The organism is Spirosoma aureum, from assembly GCF_011604685.1.
In the GTDB taxonomy this organism is placed as follows: domain Bacteria; phylum Bacteroidota; class Bacteroidia; order Cytophagales; family Spirosomataceae; genus Spirosoma; species Spirosoma aureum.
Genome location: NZ_CP050063.1, coordinates 7202331 through 7228754, shown reverse-complemented (window position 1 = coordinate 7228754; position 26424 = coordinate 7202331). Strand labels below are relative to the sequence as shown.

General features: G+C 50.6%; 21 protein-coding genes. 19 read left to right on the top strand and 2 right to left on the bottom strand.

The window, feature by feature from the left end; all coding sequences use genetic code 11:
- The first annotated feature begins 9 nt into the window (after positions 1–9).
- The 16 genes from G8759_RS28775 (at position 10) to G8759_RS28710 (ending at position 19023) form a co-directional block, all read left to right on the top strand.
- Complete coding sequence (locus G8759_RS28775) at positions 10–2604, top strand: lantibiotic dehydratase (RefSeq protein ID WP_167216161.1); 2595 nt, start codon at positions 10–12, stop codon at positions 2602–2604.
- 50 nt (positions 2605–2654) lie between these two features.
- Positions 2655–3068, top strand: a complete 414-nt coding sequence (locus G8759_RS28770; RefSeq protein ID WP_167216159.1) for a DUF2141 domain-containing protein — start codon at positions 2655–2657, stop codon at positions 3066–3068.
- A gap of 10 nt (positions 3069–3078) precedes the next feature.
- The gene (locus G8759_RS28765; RefSeq protein ID WP_167216156.1) at positions 3079–4587 is read left to right on the top strand and encodes a class I adenylate-forming enzyme family protein; all 1509 of its coding nucleotides are present in this window, start codon (positions 3079–3081) and stop codon (positions 4585–4587) included.
- A gap of 3 nt (positions 4588–4590) precedes the next feature.
- Entirely contained in the window at positions 4591–5217 is a 627-nt protein-coding gene (locus G8759_RS28760) for a 4'-phosphopantetheinyl transferase family protein (RefSeq protein WP_167216154.1), read from the top strand.
- A gap of 19 nt (positions 5218–5236) precedes the next feature.
- The gene (locus G8759_RS28755) at positions 5237–5980 is read left to right on the top strand and encodes a thioesterase II family protein (protein WP_167216152.1); all 744 of its coding nucleotides are present in this window, start codon (positions 5237–5239) and stop codon (positions 5978–5980) included.
- Positions 5961–8288, top strand: coding sequence for a TonB-dependent receptor (locus tag G8759_RS28750; protein ID WP_167216151.1), 2328 nt, complete (start codon positions 5961–5963; stop codon positions 8286–8288). Before G8759_RS28755 ends, G8759_RS28750 begins: the two co-directional genes overlap by 20 nt.
- A 150-nt stretch (positions 8289–8438) precedes the next feature.
- The gene (locus G8759_RS28745) at positions 8439–8726 is read left to right on the top strand and encodes an acyl carrier protein (RefSeq protein ID WP_167216149.1); all 288 of its coding nucleotides are present in this window, start codon (positions 8439–8441) and stop codon (positions 8724–8726) included.
- Between the two features lie 165 nt (positions 8727–8891).
- On the top strand, positions 8892–9017 hold the full coding sequence (locus G8759_RS36250) for a hypothetical protein (protein ID WP_262889785.1): 126 nt from the start codon (positions 8892–8894) through the stop codon (positions 9015–9017).
- A gap of 187 nt (positions 9018–9204) precedes the next feature.
- Entirely contained in the window at positions 9205–9336 is a 132-nt protein-coding gene (locus tag G8759_RS36245) for a hypothetical protein (protein ID WP_262890631.1), read from the top strand.
- 174 nt (positions 9337–9510) lie between these two features.
- A complete protein-coding gene (locus tag G8759_RS28740) occupies positions 9511–9660 on the top strand; it encodes a hypothetical protein (RefSeq protein WP_167216146.1) in 150 nt (49 codons plus the stop codon).
- Between the two features lie 19 nt (positions 9661–9679).
- Complete coding sequence (locus tag G8759_RS28735; RefSeq protein ID WP_167216144.1) at positions 9680–9823, top strand: hypothetical protein; 144 nt, start codon at positions 9680–9682, stop codon at positions 9821–9823.
- Positions 9824–10452: 629 nt separating this feature from the next.
- A complete protein-coding gene (locus tag G8759_RS28730; RefSeq protein WP_167216142.1) occupies positions 10453–11733 on the top strand; it encodes a M50 family metallopeptidase in 1281 nt (426 codons plus the stop codon).
- Positions 11734–11748: 15 nt separating this feature from the next.
- Positions 11749–12969 (top strand): arginase family protein, encoded by a 1221-nt coding sequence (locus tag G8759_RS28725; RefSeq protein WP_167216140.1) that lies wholly within the window; start codon positions 11749–11751, stop codon positions 12967–12969.
- 4 nt (positions 12970–12973) lie between these two features.
- Positions 12974–15172: a TonB-dependent receptor gene (locus G8759_RS28720; RefSeq protein ID WP_167216138.1), complete on the top strand. Its 2199-nt coding sequence runs from the start codon at positions 12974–12976 to the stop codon at positions 15170–15172.
- A gap of 15 nt (positions 15173–15187) precedes the next feature.
- The gene (locus G8759_RS28715) at positions 15188–16222 is read left to right on the top strand and encodes an NADP-dependent oxidoreductase (protein WP_197933053.1); all 1035 of its coding nucleotides are present in this window, start codon (positions 15188–15190) and stop codon (positions 16220–16222) included.
- A gap of 431 nt (positions 16223–16653) precedes the next feature.
- The gene (locus tag G8759_RS28710) at positions 16654–19023 is read left to right on the top strand and encodes a gliding motility-associated C-terminal domain-containing protein (protein ID WP_167216136.1); all 2370 of its coding nucleotides are present in this window, start codon (positions 16654–16656) and stop codon (positions 19021–19023) included.
- A gap of 60 nt (positions 19024–19083) precedes the next feature.
- Here G8759_RS28710 and G8759_RS28705 read toward each other — a convergent pair whose 3' ends face one another.
- Positions 19084–20622, bottom strand: a complete 1539-nt coding sequence (locus G8759_RS28705; protein ID WP_167216134.1) for a P-loop NTPase family protein — start codon at positions 20620–20622, stop codon at positions 19084–19086.
- 202 nt (positions 20623–20824) lie between these two features.
- Between G8759_RS28705 and G8759_RS28700 the strand changes: the two genes are divergently transcribed.
- Positions 20825–22618 carry an IPT/TIG domain-containing protein gene (locus G8759_RS28700; RefSeq protein WP_167216132.1) on the top strand — a complete coding sequence of 598 codons (1794 nt, stop codon included), beginning with the start codon at positions 20825–20827 and terminating at the stop codon, positions 22616–22618.
- A gap of 52 nt (positions 22619–22670) precedes the next feature.
- Here G8759_RS28700 and G8759_RS28695 read toward each other — a convergent pair whose 3' ends face one another.
- Complete coding sequence (locus tag G8759_RS28695; RefSeq protein ID WP_167216130.1) at positions 22671–23609, bottom strand: 2-hydroxyacid dehydrogenase; 939 nt, start codon at positions 23607–23609, stop codon at positions 22671–22673.
- Positions 23610–23744: 135 nt separating this feature from the next.
- On the opposite strand from G8759_RS28695, the gene pdxA reads away from it, so the two are divergent.
- Positions 23745–25307, top strand: coding sequence for a 4-hydroxythreonine-4-phosphate dehydrogenase PdxA (gene pdxA, locus G8759_RS28690; RefSeq protein WP_167216128.1), 1563 nt, complete (start codon positions 23745–23747; stop codon positions 25305–25307).
- 131 nt (positions 25308–25438) lie between these two features.
- Positions 25439–26326, top strand: coding sequence for a YicC/YloC family endoribonuclease (locus tag G8759_RS28685; protein ID WP_167216126.1), 888 nt, complete (start codon positions 25439–25441; stop codon positions 26324–26326).
- Positions 26327–26424: the final 98 nt, after the last annotated feature.

The window sequence follows — 26424 nt, the reverse complement described above, 5'->3', positions numbered from 1 at the left end:
ACCTGAACTATGCCTACTCCGAACAAGCCAAAGCTCCTGTCGCCGGTGCTGCTGCGCGTAGCCGGATTGTCTATCGATGTGCTCGACGGGCTGCGAGCACCCGTAATCACCCATCGACTGCATCAGTATGAACATCGGCGTCGGCGGGTGGAAAGCCACAAAGAACCCTTACTGGCCGATTTGTTTTCGGTAATCGAGAAGCATTGTCCGCCCGGAAAACCGCAGCAGCAACTACAGCAATTACGTCGTGATCTGCACAATGATCGGGTAATTCGTCCCAAAGATATAGCGCAGTCCCAACACTGGCTATCCGAATCGTTACTGAATCGATTGGTAACGTATATTGATAACCGTAAGGCGCTGGAACGATACATGAACACAACCGCGAAACTCTATCGTCAGCAGGCGATTCAGGGTCGGCAGCATTTTCAGCAACTCGTCGGAAATGCAGCTTTTCAGCGGGGACTGGCTTTGTCGAGCCTATCATTGCTCCGTCAGGTTGCGGCTTATCAACAGACGAACCCGGCCCGTTTTCGGAAGGATGATTTTCAGATTGAAAACGGGCTGTTGCGCTATCTCTCGAGGGCGGCTACCAAAACCACACCCTACAGCACCTTAACCCACCTGGCCACAATACCCATACATGCCGGCGAAGCGCTGGACTGGAAAGCAGGCTCACCCCGTTCGCATGTGCGGCTGTCGGTTCGATTGTTGGGCGTATTCGACGCTATGCTACGAACCAACCGGCGGTTATACGAACAATGGCCTGTAACGGTGAACCCGAGTGTGCTGATTTCGGGAGAGAGCCTTAGCTACATCCGTCAGACGAATGGTCAGGTAGCCTGCGTTAAAATTTCCCTTAACCCCGTTCTCCGGTGGGTAACGTCAGCACGTCGCCCGACGCGAACGTACAAGGATTGGGTCGACCGGATTCAACAAAAATTTCGATCAACAAGCCTGGAAGCGCATCAATACATAGACAAACTGATCGAACTGGGTCTTTTGCAGCATCCATTGCCTGTGTCGGCGGCAGATGCTGACTGGGCAATACGGTTGCAGGACTGGCTGACTCAGTACCGATGGATGGCACCCAGGTTTGTCGATAGCCAGCTTAGTTTGCTCCATGCCCTGCTGGCCACGGCCACTATGTTGCCAATGGCTACGCCCGGTCAGCGACTTTCGCTGTTATCGAAAGCACAGGGTGTGCTGGCAGAGCATATTGGGCAACTTCCAGCTCCACCAGCGCCTGATTTCTGGCCGCTGCGAGCCGAACAGTTATTTTTTGAAGACGTTACCCGTTCGCTACAGGGGCATTTATCTAAGCCTGATGTAAAACGCCTGATTACCAGTGTTGATCGATTGACGAGGCATATGGTGGAGGTTTGCACACCGCCTGCTTCTTCATTGGTAAATCTGTTCAAAACTACTTATCCGACAACCGAATCGGTACCCGTAACCACGTTCTTTGCGCATTACCTGAGCCAGCCTGAACCGTTCCAAGAGCGCGCAGTAATTACCCCTGATATTCGACAGCAATGGGAGCGCTGGGCCGCTGAAGGGCTACGTGCTGACACGGTTCAGCTACGAAGTGAATGGATTCCGGATTCGTCGGATACACTTCTCAGTCAGGCTGTTTTCTGGCAATCGTGGACCGATAGCCGAGGGCGACTTTGTGCCGCGCTGAATGAATTAGCTGGTGGCTTTGGGCGACTTTATGGGCGATTCCTGCCTTACTTTAACCATAGTCTGACGCATGAACTTGTCAAGACAAACCACAGTGCCACTCCTGCCGATTGTTTGCTGGTAGAAGCTACCGACGACCATTACCATAACGCAAACTTCCATCCTGCATTGGTTGAGGGATCTATTTTGACGCCGGCGGGCCATGTGCCATCCTCATCGGTACAAGCCATTCCGCTCAGCGACTTATCGGTGCGCTTATCGGACGACGGCCAGCGGGTTGATCTCTGGCATGCGCCAGGCTATAAGCGCGTGCAGGTTGTCGACATGGGCTTTCAGGCAGATCGGTCCCGCTTATACACGTTTCTGTGCCAGTTTGCTCCGTTACCGGAGTTGAGTCTGTCCGTGTTCAACTCGGTTATCAATGCGTGGTACGCTGAGCAAAAACCTGCCGGAACGATACGGATAGGACCGCGCATTGTGCTGGACCGCCGGTTGATCATTCAGCGAAAGACGTGGTGGTTACCCGTCGGGGCCGAGGCCACGCTGCCCATCGAAGGGGATTCGTTTTCTTTTTTTCGAGCCGCTCATAGCTGGCAACAACGCTATCAGTTGCCCGATGAAGTATTTGTCAGTTTACCCGATGCCCCCAATCCCGACGACCATAAACCCCAGTACATCCGCTTTGACAATGCGCTGCTGGTGGATCTGTTTCGGCGGTTAGTGCGGAAAGCCGTTGCGGTAGGAGCCCTCCTGAAAGTGGTAGAAATGCGACCGACATCCGATGAACTAATCTGTATCGAAGGGAAACGCTATGCGGTAGAAGCCGTGCCGCAATGGTATGCTCCGAAGCCTGTCAGCTCTGTTGTAGAACCGTTGCCCGGAGCGGCTATCAATCAGCCTTTAGTAACCGTGAATAAGTGAATACAAACGTAACCCTGTTTTATTTTTTAATCCTTTAATCCCTGTTTAGTATGAAAAATGTACTCCTTGCCGCCACCCTGCTGGCTGGCTCATTTGCCGCAAAAGCGCAACATCAGTCCACTGCACACACCGTAACGGTCAACGTGACCGACCTCAAAACGGAGAGTGGAGCCGTGTATGCGTCGCTTCAGGACCCTGGCCAGAAGGCTGTTCAGAAACAGACCGCCCTGGTTCAGAAAAACAACGCCCAACTCGTTTTCCAGAATGTTCCGCCGGGAACCTATGCCGTCCGGTTGTTCCATGATGAGAACGATAACAAGAAAATGGATACGGGTATTTTCGGTATTCCAAAAGAAGGCTGGGGTGTTTCAAACAACGTAAAGGCCTCTTTTGGCCCTCCCAAATTTGACGCTATGCTTTTCACGGTCAATAGCGACAAGTCCATTACCATCCATATCAACTAATTTCACTCCTATGTCTGCTTATTCGCTGACAGACTCTCTGCCAATCTCCCCCCTCATGCCTAATCCCGCTTCGACCAGGAGCGGGCTAGGAGGGGAGACGCTGGCCAACGTGCTGCGAAGGCGACACGAGCGACATCCCGATAAAACGGCTCTTATCGAAGGAAAGCGCAGCCTGACATATGCCGACATGTGGCAGCAGGTTAGCTACCAGCAGCGAATGCTGAAACGGGCTGGTGTTCAGTCCGCCGATGTGGTGGCTATCTGTTCGCCGAACAGCCTCGATATGAGTACGTTGTTTCTGGCTGTTTTGTCGCTGGGGGCGGTGCCGTTCGTGATCAACTATCGAATTGAGGTGCTGGGCGATTTGAGCCAGTTAAACATTGCCTGGTTTGCCGTACCTCGTAGCAGCCTTGCGATCCGAAAGCAACTGGCCAGTGAGTCCTACATGACGCAACGGCCGTTCGACGCGGGATTCGATTTGTTCAGTAATAATTGTGCCACGAGTTCAACGCACGGCGATACGGCCCTGTTAGTGACCAGTTCGGGTAGCAGCGGAGCCGCCAAAGTCGTTCAACTCACCAATGCCGGAACGCTTTTCAACATTCGGGCTAACGTGGATGCGCTCAAGCTACGTTCAGACGACGTAACTGCCATCGCCTTGCCCATGGGGTATTCGTACGGACTTATTGGGCAGTTTTTAAGCCATTTGTACGTTGGGGCGACCATTCTGCTGCTCGATCCGCTGTTTTTTCTGCACCAGATGGTCTGGCTTTTTGGACGCCATCGGGTTACGACCCTGTTCCTGGTCCCACCGATGGTTCGCCAGTTGAATTACCTCCATGACCGGAAACTGTTGCCCGCCGATTTCTCAACCCTGCGATTCGTGGCTGTGGGCGGTAATCGCATCGAAACGACGGCGATCCATAAAGCGATGCAGGTTTTTGGGTGTCCGGTTGTAAAAACGTATGGCCTGGCTGAGGCTGGCCCCCGTGTTGCCACGCATCCTGTTCATCATCCGGCCGACCCGGACGTAGAATCGGTTGGGCGACCCAATCAGGGCGTGCGTGTGCAGATTATTGACGAAGAAGGAGGTGAATTGCTGCCCGGCAACATTGGTACGGTTCGGATTCATAGTCCATCGGTCATGATGGGGTATTTTAATGCACCCGCCTGCCCTTCGCATCGACCCCATTCGACCATTACGACGAAGGACGTGGGTTACCTCGATTCGCAGGGCCGATTGTTTGTGCTGGGCCGAAAAGGCGATCAGTTTCGGGTCAATGAACAAACGTACTGGTTCCGTGAAGTCGAGAATGTGCTGTATGCCCACTTTGCGTTCCTGAAAGTTGCGTTGCGGCATACCGACCAGCAGATTCATATTGGCGCCATTGCCATGCGGGATTATCCCGTTCAGGAAACCGATGTCTATCAACGACTCCGCGACGCTTTTGGGTCACCCTGTGATCAGTTGTTTGTGTTCACGTTAATGCGTACCAACACGCTTTTAAACGAAAAATAAGCTATGCCGTTATCTACTCTCTCTGTCTATTGGGCTGACCTTGCGGCTGAACATCGGTCTGAGGCTGACCTAGCCCGATTACCGGTCCCCGTGCGACCCTATCGCACGGCTCAGTCCCGGCAACTGTCGATGTTGAGTAAGTGGCTATTGCATTACGCGCTTCACCATCACCCGCCCCATCCCGACGAACCGCTGGTCAGTTTACGCTACCATGTGAACGGAAAACCTTATCTGTCGGATAGCCGGTATGCGTTCAGTCTGTCGCATTCGGGGCAATTGGCCGCCTGCGTCATTGCTCCCCGACGAGCCGTAGGCATCGACATTCAAAAACGCGTTCGATTACGGCCTGGGGTCGAAGGATTGTTTCTGTCAATGGCCGAGCGGGAGCTCATGACTGGCGAAGACGTACTGGCTTTATGGTCGCAGAAAGAGGCCGCTTACAAGGCGCTTGGGCATGAACTGGATGCGCGCCTGACCGACTTTCAGTTTGATCATATTCAACAGCTTCGGTGCCGCGATGTCATCATACGACTGATCCCGTTGCTGATTCAACCAAACTACATTGGCTACGTTGCCTACGAAGCCAGCGATACGAACGACCACGTGACCGTACAACTCGAAAGCCTCTGATTTTATACCTCCGTCGATTATGGAAGCCCTTCGTCTGTTCTGCTTTCCGTTTGCGGCTGGCAGCTGCTATTCGTACCAACCCCTGATCCGGCAGGCTCCGCCGGGTATCATATGGATACCGCTTGATTATCCGGGTCGGGGTCGTCGGTTGTTTGAATCCTCGCTAGACACGCTCGATGCGGTAGCCGATGATCTGTTTCAGCGACTCAAAACACAACTGACAGGCCCCTTTGCCTTTTTCGGGCACAGCATGGGCAGTTTAATCGCCTATCGACTCAGCTGTCGGCTTCGGGCCGAAGGAATGACCCCACCCCTGCATCTCTTTCTGTCGGGGCGGGGTGGGGCCAGCATTCCCGAAAAGCAACGAAATGCGAAGAACATGACCCGCCAGGAGATCATCCAGGAAGTACAGGAGATGGACGGTGATGTGTCGGCTTTACTGAAAAACCCTCGATCGTTCGATCTGTACGAAAAAGTGTTGCGGGCCGATATGATGGCGCTTGAAAGCTACGATTATGCACAAACCGGCCCCGCCAGTCTGACCATTCCGGCAACTGTATTTATCGGCGATCACGACATTTATACACCAGTGGAGGCTGCCCGCTGGCAGGAAGAGTTTACCAGACCGATTGATTTGCACATACTGCCCGGCGGCCATTTCTTTCTCTTCGACAATGCGCCGTTCATCCACCTGTGCGTACACGATGTGCTTATCCCTTTTTCACTTTATCCAATCCAGCGACATGAAACCCTTTCTCCTTAGCCTTTGTCTGCTCTATGCCTCGCTCGTGAGCGTTTGTGCCCAGACAATTCAGGGAACGTTGTTTCAGGAACGAACTCAGCGGCCCATTGCCCATGCCGAAGTACTCCTGGCCAACGGTTCAGACCAGCGCGTCTGGTCCGATAGCACCGGCCACTACGTCATGACAGTGCCCGAACCGGGCCGCTATCGGTTGTTGATCAAAGCCGAAGGGCACCATCTTCAATTGATCGATAATGTGCTGGTTACTACTGGCAAGGAAACCGTAGCCGACGTTGTGCTGACCGAATCGACACAGCAGTTAAGTGAGGTAAACGTGCGGGGCAGCCGGCCAGCAACGGCCATTGCAAACGGTTATGTGTCGGTGAGCGGTCAGATAATTGATCTGGAGCAAACGACGCGTTTTGCCGGAAGCCGCAATGATCCATCCCGAATGGCCATGAACTTTGCCGGTGTGGTCGGTAATAATGACACACGAAACGATATTGTCGTCCGGGGAAATGCGCCGAATGGTCTTTTGTGGCGAATCGAAGGTGTCGACGTGCCGAACCCGAATCACTTTGGTGCCATGGGCGCTACAGGTGGGCCCGTTCCTATCCTGAATAGCCAGACACTCAAAACATCGTCGTTCCTGACCGGAGCCTTTCCGGCCGCTTACGGGAATGCCTTATCAGGCGTGTTTGATCTTCAGCTGCGTAATGGAAACGAGCGCAAACGAGAGTATACATTTCAGGCTGGGTTTACGGGCTTTGAAGCTGGTGCCGAAGGACCACTTTCTAAAAAGAACAAGTCGAGTTACCTGGTTCATTACCGGTATAGTGTGCTGGGGCTACTCAGTAAAATCGGGCTTCGGTTCGGAACGGGTGCGTCGGCTCCTCAGTACCAGGACCTGACTTTTAAACTGAATTTTCCGATGGCTAAAGGTCATACAATCAGCATCTTCGGCGTCGGCGGGAAAAACGGAACGGTCTTCGACAATACGGTTAGCGCCTACAGTGATGCGGGCACCTACAATGACTATCGGACGGCAATGGGCGTGATAGGGGCAACCTACAACAGCCAGCTAACCACCCAGACAACGTTCCGTCTGACAACTGCATTGACAGGGACACAAGTCGCGAACCGCTATGATACGCTCGGACGGGATGAAACCCTGCACGCAAACTACCGCGATCGGTCGCACTACACAAAAGCCACTGCTCATGCCCAACTGACGCACCGGTATTCGATACAGAGTAGCCTGCTGGCTGGCGTGATTGCTTCCAACTACTGGTTTTCGTTTCACGACAGCGCCCAGTCGGCGTCGGGCATGAAGCCGCTACGGAACGCCGATGCGTTGGCACAAACCTACCAGGGTTATCTTCAATGGCAGTATACACCTACCGATCGACTGACGCTTAATGTAGGGCTGCATGCCACGCACCTGAGCCTTAATCAGCACGGAGTTGTTGAACCAAGGGCGGGGCTTCAGTATCAACTTACGCCTAAAATAACACTCAGTGCTGGTGTGGGCAACTACAGCCGAATGCAGGATTGGATGCTGTATTTTAACGAACCAACCGCCGATAATCAGGTGGGTCGTTTGCCGAATCAGTCGCTTGGTTTCTCAAAAAGTCGACAGGCTGTGCTAGGCTGGACCCAACGCATAGGCACCGACTGGCTCCTGAAAGCAGAGACGTATTATCAATATTTATACGACATTCCGATTGACCAGAAGCCATCGTATTATTCTGCGCTGAACGAAGGAGCCTCGTTTTTTACAACCAACCGAACGGGCCTGATCAACGCCGGAACCGGACGAAATTATGGCGCTGAGCTGACCGTCGAGAAGCCTTTTAGCAAACAGTATTACGTGCTCTCGACACTATCCATGTTCAACAGTCAATATCGAACCTTGCTGGGTGCATGGAATGCTACAGCTTTTGCCAATCGGTTTGTCTGGAATGCGCTGGGAGGTTATGAATGGACGGTTGGGTCCCGCAATTCGCTGGCTATCGATGTTCGAAATACCCTGGCTGGCGGCCGACGATACACCCCGATCGATCTGACCCGTTCGCAGGATATGAACAGGACCGTTTTTGACGAACAGCGACCTTTTTCCGGACAATTGCCGGTCTACAGTCGAACAGATATCAAGCTTACTTACCGGCGTAACAAGCCTCGGGCCACCTTCGAATGGTCGATTGATGTACAGAATGCATTTAACCATTCGAATGCCTATCAGATGCTCTATAGCAGTCAGTTGAATTCATTGGCGTATTCGCTGCAGATGGGTCGTTATTTTGTTGTTAATCAGCGCATTGTGTTTTGATTTTGCCCGCTGTTATAGCTTATAACCTACGCAATTAAAGCAGTCCATTAGGTTTTTGATTCGGAGCCATTTAGCCGCCAACTTTGTCTCAGTAATTAATTCACAAACAAGCCAAAACATATTGTTTCACCCCTTTAACTCTTTTCAATTATGTCAGCTTTAGCAAACATCCAGGACCGTATCCGTGAAATCGTAATCGACGTATTACAAGCCGATGGTGAGCTTGTCGAACTAACCAACGAAACCCCATTCTTCGGCACTGAAGATCATCCGGGCGTTATTCAGGATTCACTGGCTATTCTGGAGATTGCCTCCCGCCTGGCCGAAGAATTTGGCCTGATGCCTTCTGATTTAGGCGAAGAAGCTTTCCAAAACCTGGATACGCTGAGTGAGCAGGTTGCCCTCAAGGTTCAGGAGAATGCACTGGCAGTCGTTTAGTTGACGCAACCAGTTTATGCCCGAACGGATTTGTCGTATAGAGATACCCGTTCGTTAATCGAAGAACTAAAAAAAGACGCTGTGCACGGCGGAAAGGCAGTCGCGAACCTTTCATTTAGTTACCCATATAGTTTTCATTTTATCACCCTGTTTCTCTTATTTATCATGAGCGCACAAGTTTCTACCCCAGCCCTGTCAATTGTTGAACTCGAAGAGCGTTTCGAAACGACCGTAGCAGCCGCCGATTCAGCCCGTTGCAGCGGCAACACGGTCACTGTTTCAGCAGTTTAGTTCGTGTAGCAGATCTGCCCTGGGAGGCATTCCAAAAACGATCCATGCACAGCCCGCACCACTTAACCAACGCCTAGTCGTGCACTTCGGGACTTGTTTTTCGAATCTGCCAGAAAATGGAATCTGCGTTTCAATGGTCTTTACTCAGTTATCAATCGAACAGTTTCTCCCTAAATCAAACTCTGTCATGAAATCACAACTTTCTACCTCAGCTCTGTCAATCGTTGAACTCGAAGAGCGTTTTGAAACTACGGTTGCCGCTGCTGATAGCGAGCGTTGCAGCAATAACACGGTTAAAGTACCCGTTGTAGCAGCCTAATTGCCAAACGGGTAATTACGCCGGATAGATAGCTATCAGGGGTTCATCCATCAACTGGCCTGGCACTCTCCAACGAACGTAGTGCCACTCTGGACTTGTCTGTTAGACTACATTCTGAGCGAAATAGTACCCCTTTAAGCTATCTCCACTGGATTTTTCGTAAAGAACAAAGCTATGAACACGAAAATCTTTGCCCCGGCTCTCTCGATTGTTGAACTCGAAGAGCGTTTCGAAACGACCGTTGCGGCCGCCGATACCGATCGTTGCAGTGGCAATACCGTTAAGGTAAATGCGCCAGCCCCGCCCGATGGTGTAGTCTACTAAGACAGACTCCCTAATCCATATGATTCATCGGAAAATCATGGAGACTTTGCCCGTTTATCACGACGAATCGCTAACGATTGTTGAGCTCGAAGATCGCTTCGAAATGACCGTTGCCGCACTCGATTCAGCCCGGTGCAGCAACAACAGTGTCCGGTCCCTTTAGGATGTATTTACCTCTATAATTCACTTTTCAATTTTTTTCACTTTTCAAATCAAATCAATCATGAACAACACAGCACCCCAAGCCGAATCATTGACAATTGTTGAACTCGAAGAGCGTTTCGAAACCACTGTAGCAGCCGCTGATTCAGCTCGTTGCAGCGACAACAACGTCCAGGTGTAGGGCTATTGGGTCAACTGATTTTTTAAATCCATTTTTTCACTTTTCAAATTAAAATCAATCATGAACAACACAACTTCTCCAGCCAAATCTCTGACAATCGTTGAACTCGAAGAGCGTTTCGAAACCACAGCTGCTGCTGCCGATGCTGGCCGTTGCAGTGGCAACACGGTCGAAGTATAGCCTAAGGCAATTACCAATTGATTTCCCTTTTTCAACTTTTCACTTTTCAAATCAAACCAGTCATGAATAACACAACTCCAGAAGTACTGACGATCGTTGAACTCGAAGATCGCTTCGAAACTACCGTAGCAGCCGCTGATTCGGCTCGTTGCAGCGACAATAGTGTTAGCGTTTAGTCGATCTCGCTGATGCACATGCCGACGCTCCCGCCCCGTTTGTGGGGGCGTCGGCTTTTTCTCTCCCCATAACTTTCCTAAACCGACTTGACCATGATCGCCTTAGAAACCGACTCGTTCCGAATAGAAGAGATGGAGCGCTCGGACTCCAACCGACAGTTTTTGCTGACCGTAAGTGGGCGGCCTTATAAAGTCGGGGAATTTGTGTACCTTATTTTGGATGGCGTCAGCCGGAAGCTTACCTATCAGCAAATCAGCGAAACACTCAACGCCCGCCAGAGCGAAACGCATTTTGCGGCCGACGATGTGGCCCGGCTGGTAGAGGATAAACTCCGGCCAATGGGTGTTTTCGACGCTCCTCAGGCAGAAACAAGCCAGGCCAGCAATCCGGCCCTTGGCAATATATATGCCCGGTATACACTGCTTCGGTTTAACCAGTATGCCTGGTTGCTTCGCATCATTCAGTACGTTTTTTCGCCCGTATTCTTTGGCATTACGTTCGTGGTGGCGCTGGCCGCGAATACGTACCTGATGCGTGAATTGCTGGCCCTCGATCATTATGTGCAGAACCACAACGCGGCTACCCTGGCTACGGGTGACTGCGACCGGGGGCTGTGGCATATGCTCGTTTTTTATCCCGTCGTACTTGGTATTCTATTAATTCACGAACTGGGCCATGCCGCAGCGGGTTATCGGTTCGGGATCAAACCTAAAGAAATTGGAGCGGGCTTATACCTGATTTTTCCGGTACTCTACACCGATGTTACGGAGGTCTGGCGGCTTGGAAAACTCAAACGAACCATCGTCAATCTGGGGGGTATTTATTTCCAGCTCCTCATCAACCTGATCCTGATCGGTTATCTCGTCAGTCACTTTGGCGATTTCGGCCAGATCAATACAACCCGCTACCTTATTCAGCTCAATGTGGCGACGATCATTATCAACGCCATTCCATTCCTCAAATTCGATGGGTACTGGATCTACAGCGATCTGTTCTCGCTGCCTAATCTGCGTCGTCAGTCAGTTCTATATGTTCGTAATCTGGCTGGTAAAGTGCTTCCGTCACTTCGGAAACCGGCAAAGGCGAACGATCCGGAAGTCGATCTGAAAAATCCGTTTCTGCTGGTATATAGCCTGGGGCGGTTGTGGTTTCTGGCCTATTTTTTCGTGTTCGCTTTCAAAACATTCTTCGAGGTTGTACTGCATTATCCACAGACCACCTATCAGTTCTTCATGGATTTCTCGGTCTGCTCGGCTGAGCCGTTTCTGAAATCGTCACTAACGGTCGGGCTGTTTGCTTACTTCTCGCTGGGATATGCCCGCCAGAGCCGACAAGCTATCCGAACGGCTATCCGTAGTCGATTCGCTCACTAACTAAACTCCATCGCCATGATAACCGACGTTTCTGTTTCGCCCCTGTTGTTAAAGTCGCCTTATCTTGATATCACCCTGTCGAATCAAACGGGTAAAGGCACCATCTTCAACATGATCAGTGGAAAGAGCTACGAAGTTAGCCCGGCCATTGTTTCGATCCTTGATTTCTTTAGACAGCCTGCCACGACCGACGCGCTGTTTGACGAAATGGACATAGAGAATGATCAGCTTGAGCTAGCGATCGCCTATCTGCAACGAAATGGATTGCTGCTCGATCCCAGCACCGAAGGGTGGGAGCGTTTTACGGCCGATGTGATGGCGGTAAAAAACCGAATCTTTGGGGTAGATGCCTACCACGAGCGGGCCGAAGCCGTTATTGTCGGTATTCCGTTTGGCAAGGGAAATGGGAAGTCGATGGGCGGAGCGAAGTTTCCGTTTCACATCCGGGAGTTTAGTCAGAATAATAATCTTCTGCTGAAAGGGGCTGATTTCCTGCTTTTTGATGAGCTGACCGCCACACGTCTTCAGCCCCTGTTTCAGAACAGTAAGCTGGTTGATTACGGCAATCTGTTCGTGAACGCCAATGAGTCGACGGCTTTTGTGTACGCCAAAATTCACCACATGGCGAGCCAGCTGTTTAAAGCCGGTAAAATTCCGGCCTTTATCGGGGGCGATCACTCCATCAGCTATCCACTCATTAAAGCAGCCTCTGAGACCTATCCCAATTTACACGTCATTCATTTCGATGCACACACCGATACCTACGGCTCGCGGTACGACAGCATAAGCCACTGGGGGAAGGTGCATCACTACGGCAACTTCATGACGAAGTGCCTGGAATTGAGCAACGTGCAGCAAGTCTATCAGTTTGGCATTCGCGGGTTTGCCAATGCCGGAACCAGGCCCCGCCCGAAACAACACATTCACTGGTGTCATCAGGTAAGCGAGCAGTTACGGCAGGGCAAACGGTTCGATTTGCCCGACGATGTTCCGTATTACGTGACGTTCGATGTCGATGTTCTGGACCCGACGGTTCTGCCAGGCACCGCAACGCCGATACCAGGAGGCTTTTCGCTGGAGGAGATCAAACAGCTTTTTAGCCAGCTCCTGCCAGGACGTCAACTAGTAGGCTTCGATCTGGTAGAAGCCAATCCCGACTTCGATTCAACGGATCTGACCACGCAGGTGGCTATGGAAATCTTGCTTCGCCTAATGAGCTATCTAACTATTTCGTAAAGACATGAAAACACGTCTACAGACATTCATTTTAGGGCTGCTTCTGAGTAGCCCTGCCTGGAGTCAGGTTGTTGTGCAGGGTAAGGTGTTCAATGCACAGATGAAGCCACTAGCCAGTGCTAATATTGGGATATTGAATTCGTATGCCGGGGCCACCACCGACGCCGATGGCTCCTTTTCGTTCACGACCGATGGACGGGGAACCGTTCAGGTGGTGGCGCAGATGTTGGGTTATGCTCATCTGCCGATGACGGTTACCATCAGCGATACGACACGGCAGATAACGCTGAAGTTCGTGCTCAATGAAGAGTCGATCAATCTGGATGGTGTCACCGTTAAAACCCGGAAAACTGATTTTCTGGGCCGGGGCGGATTGCCCAGCCTGAAAGCGCTGGAGGTTCGGGCCATGGGGGGCAGCAATGCCGATATTGCAAATGGCATTCGGACAATGCCCGGTGTACAGGCCACTTCGGATGCTACCGGGTTGTTTGTCAGGGGCGGCACTAGCGATGAAACAAAGGTGTATGTGGATGGGCTGCTGGCCAATAATTTTTTCTACAACGGTAGCCCTGGTGTGTCGCAGCGAGGCCGGTTTGCGCCAGAGCTATTTTCGGGAAATTTCTTCAGTAGTGGTGGTTATTCGGCCCTGTATGGTCAGGCATTGTCGTCGGCTTTGATTCTGGAAACCAACGATGTGGCCGACCGTTCGTCGATAGGTGGCAACATCAGCACAACGGGTGCAATGTTCGAAATGAACCGCGTTATCCGTCCTGAACGGCTGTCGGCAGGTGGTTCGATCACCTACACGAACATGAGTCCCTACTATCGCGTTGTTCCGCAGCGTCGCACATTTACCGGTGGCCCGGAATACCTCGACGGCCTGTTTCACCTCAAATACCGGGCTGGCGATAAAGGGGTGCTGAAAATTCTTGGAACGGTTGGCCGCAATAACGTCCAGTTTTTGCAGAATACCACCGGCCGAACCGCTCAGTATGGGTTGGTGAGTAGCAATGGATTTGTGAGTGTTTCGTATGCAGGCAGCGTGGGTAAGGAATGGACGATGAATGCCGGATTTGGCGCCAGTTTGTCTAATAACACGGCATCAATTGACTCTTTGCCAATGATCGATGGACAGGTATCGCTGCGTCGGTCGCGCCAGGTTGCCCAGCAGGTTTATAATACGCGGGTTGTCTTTCGGCGGTCGATCGGGAAAGGATCGGATCTGTACCTGGGTATGGACCATGTCATGACCGGAACCGACATGCAACTGGCTCAACAGCATCTAATTGCGCCTGTTCAGCATCTGAACGAACAATATGGAGCTGTTTTTGCTGAAAGTAACGTGTCGCTGAGCCGGACGCTGAGTACCCGGTTGGGGCTTCGGGCCGAGGGGGCATCGGCAATCAGTCGGCTGGCCGTAGCACCGCGTATGTCGCTGACCTATGCGCCGGGAAAGGTTCATAAGTTAACCCTTAGCTATGGACAATTTTACCAGCAACCGACCTACGATTACCTGATCAGCAATACGAACCGCAACTCGCTGCGTTTTCAGGAAGCCACCCACTACATCGCGAGTTATCAGATGGTACGGACCAATCAGCTGCTTCGGGTGGAGTTGTATCAAAAAACATACAACCGGCTGCTTCGGACAAGCCCTGATACCAGTTCGACCGGCAAAGGTTATGCACGTGGGTTTGAGGTACTCTGGAAAGAGGAAAATCGTCTTCCTAATGTAAACTACTGGGTATCGTACTCATACCTGGATACAAAACGGCAATATCTCGACTATCCGATGCTGGTGCAGCCCAGTTTTGCGGCTACGCACACGCTGGCTACCGTTGTCAATGTGCTGATTCCGTCGATACCGCTCAACATCGGCCTGACCTACACCTTTGCATCAGGACGGCCCTATTATAACCCCAACCGGAAAAACGACCAGTTTATGACCGATCATACACCGGCCTATCATAACGTAGGTGCCACGGTGGCTTATTTGACCCGCATCGGTAAGGCTAATTCAACGCTTGCTTTTTCGGCCAACAACTTGCTCGGTAATCAGCAGATATTCGGTTATCAATACAGCTCTCTCACAAACAGGGAAGCTTCGATGCCGCTGGCCAATCGCTTCTATTACCTGGGTCTGTTTATAAACTGGGGAATTGATAAGCGCAGTAAAACTCTTAACGATCTGTTACAGAATTAATTACGGTATATAATTATGCAAAACACGCAAGTTCGACTCATCAACCGGCCGCTTGGTTTGCCTAAAGCAACTGATTTCTCGGTAGAAACGCAGCCTTTTCAGCCACTTGGCGTCCATGAAATACGAGTTCAGAATCGGTACGTATCCATTGATCCGGCCATGCGAAGCTGGATGGCCGGAGGCCGATCTTACATAAATCCCGTACCCGTTGGGGCCGTAATGCGGGCATTGGGAACGGGTATGGTCGTGGAATCGCGCCACCCTGACTACAAAATTGGCGATTACCTCTATACGAATCTCGGCATTCAGGACTATGCCCTGCTCACTGAAGAACACCTCAAGAAACCCGATTACGGAAATAAACCGTATCGGGTCGATCCGGCCGTGGCTCCATTGCCAGCCTACCTTGGTGCCTTAGGACTTCCAGGTATGACTGCCTACTTCGGACTGTTACGGGTGGGCAAGATCCGGGCTGGAGAAACGGTCCTGATTTCGGCCGCTGCGGGTGGTGTGGGAAGCCTGGCCGGACAGATTGCCAAACGGCAGGGGTGCTTCGTTGTGGGAATTACCAGTAGCCCGGAAAAATGCCGGATTGTTGAAAAGGAGTTTGGGTTCGATACCTGCCTGTCGTATAAATCGCCGACCTGGCGCGACGAATTAGCGGCCCTTTGTCCCGACGGCGTTCACGTATTCTTCGACAATGTTGGCGGTGACGTGCTTAATGGAGCATTGCCACTGATGGCCAGAGGAGGCCGGGTGATTTTGTCGGGGGCCGTTTCGCAGTACAATAACATGCAGTTTATGCGTGGGCCAGCCAATTATCTGACCCTCATCTCGACCCGTGCGCGTATGGAGGGCTTTGTCGGCATCGATTTTTACGATGAGTTTGCGGAGGCACGTGCCGAAATAGCGGACTGGATTCGAGAAGGATCAATTCGATCCGATGTTCATCTGGTTTCGGGGCCGGTCGATACATTTGTCACGCTCCTGGGCCAGTTGTTCGGCGGGCAAAATACGGGCAAACTCGTGCTGGAAATTGTTGCAGACTAATTTGACGAGTCATTGAACGGCGGATTCGCCGGTAAAAACGTATACAATTTCTAAATTGCCCAAACTCCCTGGAGCCGGAAATTATCACTTTCCGGCTCCAGGGAGTTTTCGTGTTGGAAACTGGACGGATTAGTTCAGAAGCCTGTTACTTCTATGGCAGGATCGTAGCAGTTGACAAGTTAACGCAATCTGGCTATAGGAGACGTCCTTATTTTTACTGATTAAAATAGTTATAATAAATCAATAAACATAAATAAAATTAAATATTAATGAGAAATTTTGGTAAATCGGTAACAAAATTTCTATGATTTCTGACTAATAAGGCCCTATTTAGCGGTCTGAGAAGTGGGAAGTCTTTAGAGACGAATCCGCTTAAAAACACACCTGTATGGCAATGAGTGACTGGACAGAAAATCTGGAACGACTAGTTTATGTGTCTATCTATTTTTCGGGTCATACTATGGCTAGTCCTGATGGGAACATCCCTGCAAGTACTGGGTGCCCATCAGGTAGGAGGGCAACTGGAAATGCAGGCGATTGGTGATATCCCCGGCCATTATCGGATTGTCCTGACAAATTACTTTGAAGCCGGGCCACGCGCTGATGCCCAGGCAGGTGGCGGATTAGGCGTATTCAGGAAAAGAGACAATGTCATGTTGTTCGCTTTTTACGCGAAACGAACCGGGCCAGGCGAACCGATCGTGTTTAGTAATGAGTTTTGCGCCAAACTCCGAAATCTCAATTTTATTACGGTAAATTTTGAAGCGGAAATTCAACTCGATCCTTCCGAATATAGTGACAGTCAGGGTTATTATATCTCATATCAGGGGCGGAACCGAAACGTTAGCATCAACAACATTAAAAAATCATACGATACGGGATTCACCTATTACCTGGAATTTCCTCCGTTGCAACAGAGTGGCAAGCCGATTAAGTATTCATCGCCCCATTTCCCACCCATGACCGGAGAGTACATCTGTATCGGTGAGCCATTCCGATTTCCCTTTGGCGCAACCGATCCCGATGGCGATCAATTGCTCTACTCACTCGTTACACCCCTCGACCAGAAAATTTATACGCAGGCTATTTCACCCGGCCCTTATCCGGGCGTTGCCTGGGTGCCGGGCTATGGGCCTACCAATGCCATTCATGGCTCACCTCCCCTTGCTATTAATCCAAAAACGGGCGAATTATCAGTAACCGCTACGCAAGCAGGCTTATTTGTGTTTGGGGTTAAAGTCGAGAAATACCGAAATGGCAAGAAGCTCGGTGAAGTCAGACGTGATTTTCAGTTCTTAGTGATCGATTGTGCATCCGAAACTATACCAAGTCCAGTTGTAAAAGCTGAGAATCAACCATCGACAGCACCGGAAGCAACGATCTGTCAGGGAGGGTCACTTGTTCTTCAAACAACAGTTGATTCGAACTGGAACTACCAGTGGTATCGGAATGGCAGCAGCATCCAGGCGGCTAACAAACCCTCACTAACGATCTATGAGCCTGGTAGTTATAATGTTGTCGTTTACTCGAAAAACGAGTGTTTAAAACCCGGAACGTCAACGAATATCACGGTCAAAACCGCCACGCTAACCAGCTCAATAAAGGCAAGCGGATCGCTCTGCGCAGTAGATGGTTCTGTGCGGCTTCAGGCGTCGGCAAACCTGGCTGTGCGCTATCAATGGTATCAGAATGGACAACCGTTGACGCAGCAAACTGCCGACACCGCGCGAGTTAGCCAGGAAGGAACGTATTGGGCAGTATTAACGGATACCGCTTTTGGTTGCGTTTTCAGGACCGATACGCTCTCACTTGCACGCTTGCCAGCCCTACCCGCTTCCATTCGATCGGTCAGCGGCTCACCTCGATTATGCCCGGAAGATTCACTGCTATTGGAGAGTAGTAAGGGGAAAAGTTACACATGGCAACGAGACGGTCAGCCGATTCAGGGCGCAACGGGTGCGCAGTATCAGGCGAGAACGTCGGGAAGTTACGTTGTCAGGATTACGGACGATAGTGGCTGTTCGCACGTTTCAGAACCATTTCTTGTGGAGGCCATTCCTCCGCTGAACGTTCTATTTGATTCGATACCTGCCATTTGTGAAGCCAATGCGACAATAATCACTCTGAACGCCAGCCCACCAGGCGGAACGTTTTCCGGCGATGGTGTTGTCGGAAATGAATTCGATCCACGACTCGCCGGAATTGGTAATCACCGTCTGTCGTATGCAATCAAGCCATCGCCCGAATGCGCCGATGCGGTCGTTACCCGAACTGTTGTTGTCGGGAAATCGCCCAGTATTGAATTGCCCGATAGCATCATCACGAATAAGGGGAATACGATTCTGCTGACACCTTCAATCAGCACTAACGCCGTTTTTTTTCAATGGACGCCAACTACGTATCTGGATAATCCGTCGATTGCGACCCCATTAGCCCTATCGGTCCTGAATGATATTACCTACATCGTTAAGGTATCAGACAGTTTAGGATGCGCTAGCGAAGATTCCGTCCGAATTAAGATCATTGATCAGATCTGGGTGCCCGATGCCTTTACACCCAACGGCGATGGTATGAACGATGTACTGGCACTGCCTGGCATCGAAGCTTTTCCTGATGCAGTCATTACCATTTTTAACCGGTGGGGCGAGGTGATTTATCAATCCGCCAAAGGTTATCCAACCCCCTTCGACGGTACGCTAAATGGCCATGAGTTGCCCATAGGCGTTTATTCCTACAGGTTACAGACGGGCTCCGGCAAGCCACAAAAGGAAGGAAGTATTCTACTACTTAGAGACAAATAGGCATTCTACAGTGGGCAGATTTGGTTAACTGCCTACTGTAGAATGCCTATTGCTTACAAGTTAATACCGGCTGTCGTCGTCTTCCTCGTCTTCATCCTCTCCCCCAAAATTACTGCCGGGGTTGAACATGGAACCTAACAGATCTTTAAATTGCTGACCTGTATCAAGCGCTTTTTTGCCGATCAGTGAATGTTCAGCCAGACCATGAAGCGCGAATTCCATCATGAATAATTTTTCAGGCTTACTGAGTCGCGCGTGGAACAGATCGACTACATCATCCAGGCCGTCAATGGTGCGCAGTCGGGCTTCGTAGTCACGATTGGTTAGATCGCTCAGAATTTCCATGATGTTTCCGTCGCCAAACCAATCGGTGATCTTCTTGTATGGATTGCCGCGTTTGTCTTTCTTGGCTTTTTCCGGATTCGGGAAATATTGCAAAAACTGATTCCGGACCGCTTTGCCAATCAAATTCTGAGCCACAATAACCGGACCTTCCACTTCGCCTTCGTAAACCAGCTCAACTTTACCACAAATGGCGGGTATAACCCCATACAGATCCGCAATGCGGACGTGGGTGTCTTTTTCGCCGTTCAGCAATGCCCGCCGTTCGGCCGAAGACAGGAGATTTTCGTAGGCCGAAATGGTCATCCGGGCCGATACGCCACTCTTCGAATCAACATATTCGCTTTCGCGGGCTTCGAGTGCTATCTGTTCGATAAGGTCGGCAATGAGATCGTTGGTTTTCACCATTCCCTTCTGCTCGGTCTTAACGACGGCTTCCTGCATTGTGATTTTTTTCCCGATTTCAATCGATTTCGGATAGTGTGTCACAATCTGCGAATCAATCCGATCTTTCAAGGGTGTTACGATGCTACCCCGATTGGTATAATCTTCCGGATTGGCCGTAAAGACGAATTGAATATCGAGCGGCAAACGAAGCTTGAAGCCCCGAATCTGGATATCGCCTTCCTGCAAAATATTAAAGAGCGATACCTGAATACGGGCCTGAAGATCAGGTAATTCGTTAATGACGAAAATGCAGCGATGGGAGCGGGGAATCAGACCAAAGTGAATGGTGCGTTCGTCCGAGTATGGTAATTTTAGCGTCGCAGCCTTGATCGGATCTACATCCCCAATAAGGTCGGCCACCGACACGTCGGGCGTAGCGAGTTTTTCGGTGTATCGACCATTCCGATGCATCCAGGCCACGGGTGCCTGATCACCTTTTTCGGCAATGAGGTCCAGGGCAAAACGAGATAGGGGCTGGAGCGGATCGTCGTTGAGTTCAGACCCGGCAACCACCGGAATATACTCATCTAAGAGATTGACCATCAGCCGGGCGATCCGGGTTTTGGCCTGCCCGCGCAACCCCAGTAGGTTTATGTGGTGCATGGACAAAATAGCGCGTTCCACATCCGGAATGACGGTATCTTCATAACCCCAGATACCAGGGAAAACCACTTCTTTATCCCGTATCCGTTCGATCAGATTTTCTCGTAATTCCTGTTTAATAGGTCGGGGAATATACCCTGCGGCTTTCAGTTCGCCGAGTGTAGTAATTTTTAATAAATTTGATGACTTCAGGCTGCGGTAGTTCATTCGCGTTTTTATAGATAACGGATACTGTACAACTAACGATGGATTAGCGATTTATGAGTTTTCAGCTTGCCAAAGCTAGCGTATTTGCTGTACACTATTCCTAACAGGCTTTCGCGAGAAATGGTTTTTAGACACTAAAATTGGCTACTTTTACTACACCGCAACGAATGTTTGCTCCGGGCGAAAGAGCCCTCTGCCAGTTATGAAGTTAGTTTCCGTTGTTTTTGCTTTCCTTTTTTTAGTACTCGGGATATCGGCTTGCCGTGTCAAAAATGCCCCGCCAGAACTAGCGACACTGTTGCCCAAGGAAGCCTATGTTGGTCAGGAGATTACGCTGGGAGGCTATCAGTTCGGCGATGAACCCGTTGTCACCTTTGGGGGAGCCGGTTCGGCGGTTGTTGGTCAGATTCTGGGCTCATCGGAACAAAGCATTCGGGTAACGGTGCCGCTGATAGCGCCGGGTATTACGCAGGTCAGGGTACAAACCAGCGAAGGCACATCAGACCCCCTGCCACTCAATGTGTTGCAGCCACCACCTGTGATCACGTCGATAACGCCAAGTAACGGTTTGCCGGGAACAGAAGTCGTCATAACCGGCAGCTATTTAAACCAGATTCAGTCACTTCGGTTCGAACAGACTCCGCCCATCGTTAAAGACAGTACGGCCAACAAACTGACACTGGTCGTGCCGGAAAAAATACCACATGGGCCACTCAATATTGTTGTTACGACCAAAGGCGGAGAAACCTTCACTGGATTTATTGTAGCCGGGACACCGCAAATCACCAGTATATCAACGAAAAGAGCAAAACCTGGTTCTGAACTTATTATTCAGGGGCAAAACCTCCTGGATGGTCTGGTGCGTATCAATGGATTAACGACCGACCGCAATCAGACAAGTATTAAAGACACCGAAATCCGTACGGTAATCCCAACAAATGCCACATCTGGTAAAGTTACCGTAACGGTATTTGAAAAGCTGGTGGCTACCAGCGCCGATAGCTTACAAATTGTGTTGCAGCCAGCTGTGGCTAACCTGAGCGCACGAGACGGCATTACAGGCGATAAAATTATACTGACCGGGCTTAATTTACGTGATGTATCGAGCGTATTGTTTGGGACCGCATCCGTTCCCTTCCGTGTCATCAGTGATACGCAACTTGAAGCAACGGTGCCGAATCTGGGATCGCCGGGGCAAGTAACGGTTTCAGTGACCAGTGTTGGCGGGAACGCTACCGCAGCCGATCCATTCTTCTTTTACGTGGCTCCGTCAAATCTGGTGATAACCCCAGTCCGCCAGCTGCGTCTGCAACCCATTACGATAACCGGGCAGTATTTGTACAGGACAACAGAAGTTCGGGTTAGTGGACAGGTCGTTTCCATCAATAGTAGTATTGAAGGCTCGCAGATTATTGTCAGCATACCGGCCAATGCGGTTAGCGGTGTGGTTACGGTCACGAACCGGGCCGGAACTGCCACCAGTCAGCCGCTGATAGTGGTGCAAAAAGCGGTTATTACCGACTTTATTCCGGCCAAGGCACGTTCCGGCGAACGCGTCGTTGTGCGGGGCAATTTCCTGCTGAACGCTCAGTTTTACTTTACCGGTACAACAACCCCGGCTGCTGACGGGGGCAAGAATGAAGATACGGAGCGATGGATTCTGGTACCATCGGATGCTCAGACCGGCCCGATTCGAGTGCTCAATGCAACCAATGAGTCTGTACTTACGGATACATTTACCGTTCTTCGACTGGCAACTATTGCCGATTTTACGCCCAAAACGGCTAAAGCAGGTGAAGAAATAACCATTACGGGTCAGAATCTGGCGAACGTGACAGCCGTAAAATTCAATGGCGGTGTTTTACCCGCTACCTTCAAAATTTCGGGTAGGTCTTTAGTCGTAACTGTTCCAACGGGGGCTGTGGCGGGGCAGATTTGCCTGACTACGGAGGCCGGAGCGTCCTGTACGAGTGCGAATTTTACGCCCGAAAAATAAATAAACACCGGGGTAGTATCAATTTTAGAGTCCGACACTACCCCATTCAGTTTTACACGTTCATCAAATCTTTGACCAGCACTTCATTGATTCGGACATAGCTTTCATGCGTCCATCCGGCAATGTGAGGGGTCAGAACGACCCGGTTCGACTGACGCAGGTAATCGAACGAAGCCTGCTGCTCGGAAGTGAGCTTCGCTAATTTTTCATTCTCCAGTACATCTAGGCACGCTCCCCGCACTTTACCACTTTCCAGGCCGCGAACCAGTGCCGACAGGGAGGTGATTTCGCCCCGTGCAATGTTGATGAGGTAAAACGGTTTGGCAAATTGGTCGATGAACGCATCGTTAATCATCATCCGTGTATCGTCGGTTAATGGCACATGAAGACTAAGCACGTCGGCCTCGGCAATAATTTGTTCGAGCGTAGCTTCCTGGACAAACGCATCGCCGTAATTTGTCAGGTATTTGTCATAAGCCAACACCCGGCAACCGAAGCCGCTGAGCCGACGGGCCGTCGCACTTCCATTATTACCATAGCCAACCAGACCAACCGTCAGACTCCCCAGTTCATAACCCCGATTGCCTTCACGGTCCCAGATGCCCTGCCGAACTTCATGGTCTGCTTTCAGAATGTTGGCCAGTAAACCGAGTAGCATACCAACCGTATGTTCGGCCACCGCATCCCGATTTCCGGCACCCGCATGAAACACGCGAATATTCCGGCGTTCAGCTGCATCGAGATCAATTAAATCCAGACCGGCACCTGCCCGGCCAATAAATTGCAGATTCGGAGCCTTACTTAAAATCTCTTCGTCTACCGTTGTTTTACTTCGAATAATGAGTCCATTGAAAGGAGCTAACTGATTAAGTAGCCCTTCTCTCGTGATTTTTGGTTGATAGTCATACATAAAGCCTGCCTCATCGAGCATGGCAAAGAGCGACGGGTGCATTTCGTCGGCAATGAGAATAGAACGCTGATTCTGGGACATCCGTGGGGTTTTCGTAACTTGCGTCAATTACAGACATTGGACGCTGAATCTTAACGAATGGATTGAATGAGTCCAGTAATCAAGATCAAGTTTCCAACGTCCTTTCAAACTAGTTGGCGAAACTAACAAAAGTAGATGGAACAACGCCAATCCGACGATCCAAACGAAGCTCGTACACCCCAATCAACCGGCCCAAAATCGGGTGATCGGCCAGCCAATACCCCCCCATCAGCCAATGCAAAGCCATCGGCCGATCAGCGTGAAACGCCCCAACGTTCAGCAAATCAGCGGGATGCGAATCAGCGTAACCAGAACCAGCGGGAGAATCGCCAGCAAAATGGCCGTACAGGCGGACAGCGGGACGAAAATCCAAAGAACAACCGCAACAATGAGCGGGATGCTGGACCACCAGACCGAGGGCCACGTGATGCGGGATCGCAGGAACGGGTATCGCGCGAGGAAGGCCAAAATCCTCGTAACAATTCTCGCCCAAACGACAGAGACCGTGCCAATGGAAATCGTGACCGAAATGCGTCAGAACCCCGTGAATCAGTGAATCAGGAAAGCCATCAGCCCGAAAATATAGGGCGTACGGACCGGGATGGAGGATTGCAGGATCGTACACCCCGCGATGGGAGTGTCGTCGGCCGTGAGGATCGTCTGGTTATCGGCATCAGCCTGGGAGATTACAATGGCATTGGTCCGGAGGTAATTCTGAAAGCTCTGCAATACAATCGGCTGCAAAAAATCTGTACGCCCGTTATCTACGGGTCGATGCGGGTTTTGAATCGATACCGTAATCTGCTGAATCTGAAAGACTGGAACCTGAACGGAGCACCGACGATTGGGCAAATCAGCCACAAAATGACGAACGTCATTACGTGCTGGCCCGATCAGAATCAGGACATTCAGCCCGGTCAGGTAACGGCCGATGCCGGACAAGCCGCGCTGGCCTGCCTGCAACGCGCCGTCGACGACCTGAAAGATGGTAAGCTGGATGCCCTCGTAACCGCGCCGATCAATAAATACAACATCCAGTCGGAAGAATTTAAATTTCCGGGCCATACTGAATATCTGGCGCAGGAGTTTGGTGTTCAGGACAATCTGATGTTTCTGGTCAGCGAACGGCTTCGGGTCGGTGTTGTAACGGGACACGTTCCCCTTGGTCGTGTTCGGCAGAACGTAACGAGGGAGCGAATTGCGCAAAAGTTAACCCTGATGATGCAATCGCTCAAACAGGATTTTGGCATTGAAAAACCGAAAATTGCGGTACTGGGCCTCAATCCACATGCTGGGGAAGAAGGTTTACTGGGCAATGAAGAACAGGAAGTAATTAAGCCACTTATTGCCGAATGGCGTAATAAAGGCCAGTTGGTGTTTGGCCCCTACCCAGCCGATGGTTTCTTCGGAACAAGGGGCTATACCAAGTTCGACGCCGTATTGGCTATGTATCATGATCAGGGGTTAATTCCGTTCAAGGCTATTGCCTTTGAGGATGGGGTAAACTTTACGGCTGGAATGCCTGTTGTCAGAACCTCCCCCGACCATGGAACCGCCTATGATATTGCGGGTAAAAATCTGGCTGATGAGACATCGATGTTACAGGCTATTTACACGGCTGTTGACGTGGCCCGTCAGCGAAAGGAGTTTGCTGATTTAGAGGAAAATGCACTTAAAAAGCAACCCATAGAAAAATAATCGTTGATTTACGGTAGTTGGTTTACAGGTTTGAATTTACGGTAAACTGGCGCACTACTTATTGCCTGCGTCGGCTTACTGTGAACCGAGGATCGCAAAACTAACTACCGCACGTACTAAACTCTTTTCAAATGCTTAAATCCATGACCGGCTTTGGCAACGCAACAGTAGAAGCTGGTAGCTTATCTGTAACGGCTGAAGTTAAAACACTGAATTCTAAATTTTTAGATATTTATTGCCGCCTTCCCCGGCAGTTCTCCGATAAAGAAATTGACTTGCGGGCCTTGCTGACCCAACAGCTGGAGCGTGGCAAAGTTGAGTTATCGCTTAATCTCACCCGCACGAGCGGATTACGACCGGGTGTGACAATTAACCGGCCATTGGTAACGGCTTACGTTCATGACATAAAAGAAACCGCCAACGGCATGCTGATGAGTGTTTCTGACAGTGATGTGCTTCAATTAGCATTGCAGCAGCCAAATGCTTACATGACCGAGTCGGCCGATCCAACGGCTGATGTATCGGACTGGAATACGGTGCTGGCCGCGGTGCAGGCAGCTATTCGTCGATGCGATGAATTCCGCCGGCAGGATGGCGCTGTGCTGGAAAGTAAATTTCAGGAATACATTCAAACCATTACCGACCGGCTGGACGACATTGAACAGCAGGACGTTCGACGGATTCCGGCAGTACGTGATCGGATGCGTAATTCGGTGAAAGAGCTTCTGGACAGCGAAACATTTGACCATAATCGCTTTGAGCAGGAACTGGTCTACTACGTCGAAAAATTCGATATTTCAGAAGAGAAAGTCCGGCTCAAGAATCACCTTGCTTATTTCCTGGAAGTGCTTTCTACCGAAGAGGCAAACGGCAAAAAATTGAATTTCATTTCGCAGGAAATTGGCCGCGAAATCAACACGATAGGGTCAAAAGCCAATGACGCGGCCATTCAGCGGTTTGTGGTACAGATGAAAGATGAACTGGAAAAGATCAAGGAACAGACGATGAATGTGATCTAGAATAGATCCTTTGTTTGTGAAATTGAACCTGTTTGGTGACCGGTGGCCGATACACCCTACTGCGGGATCAGGGTGTATCGGCCACGGAATAAATGTAT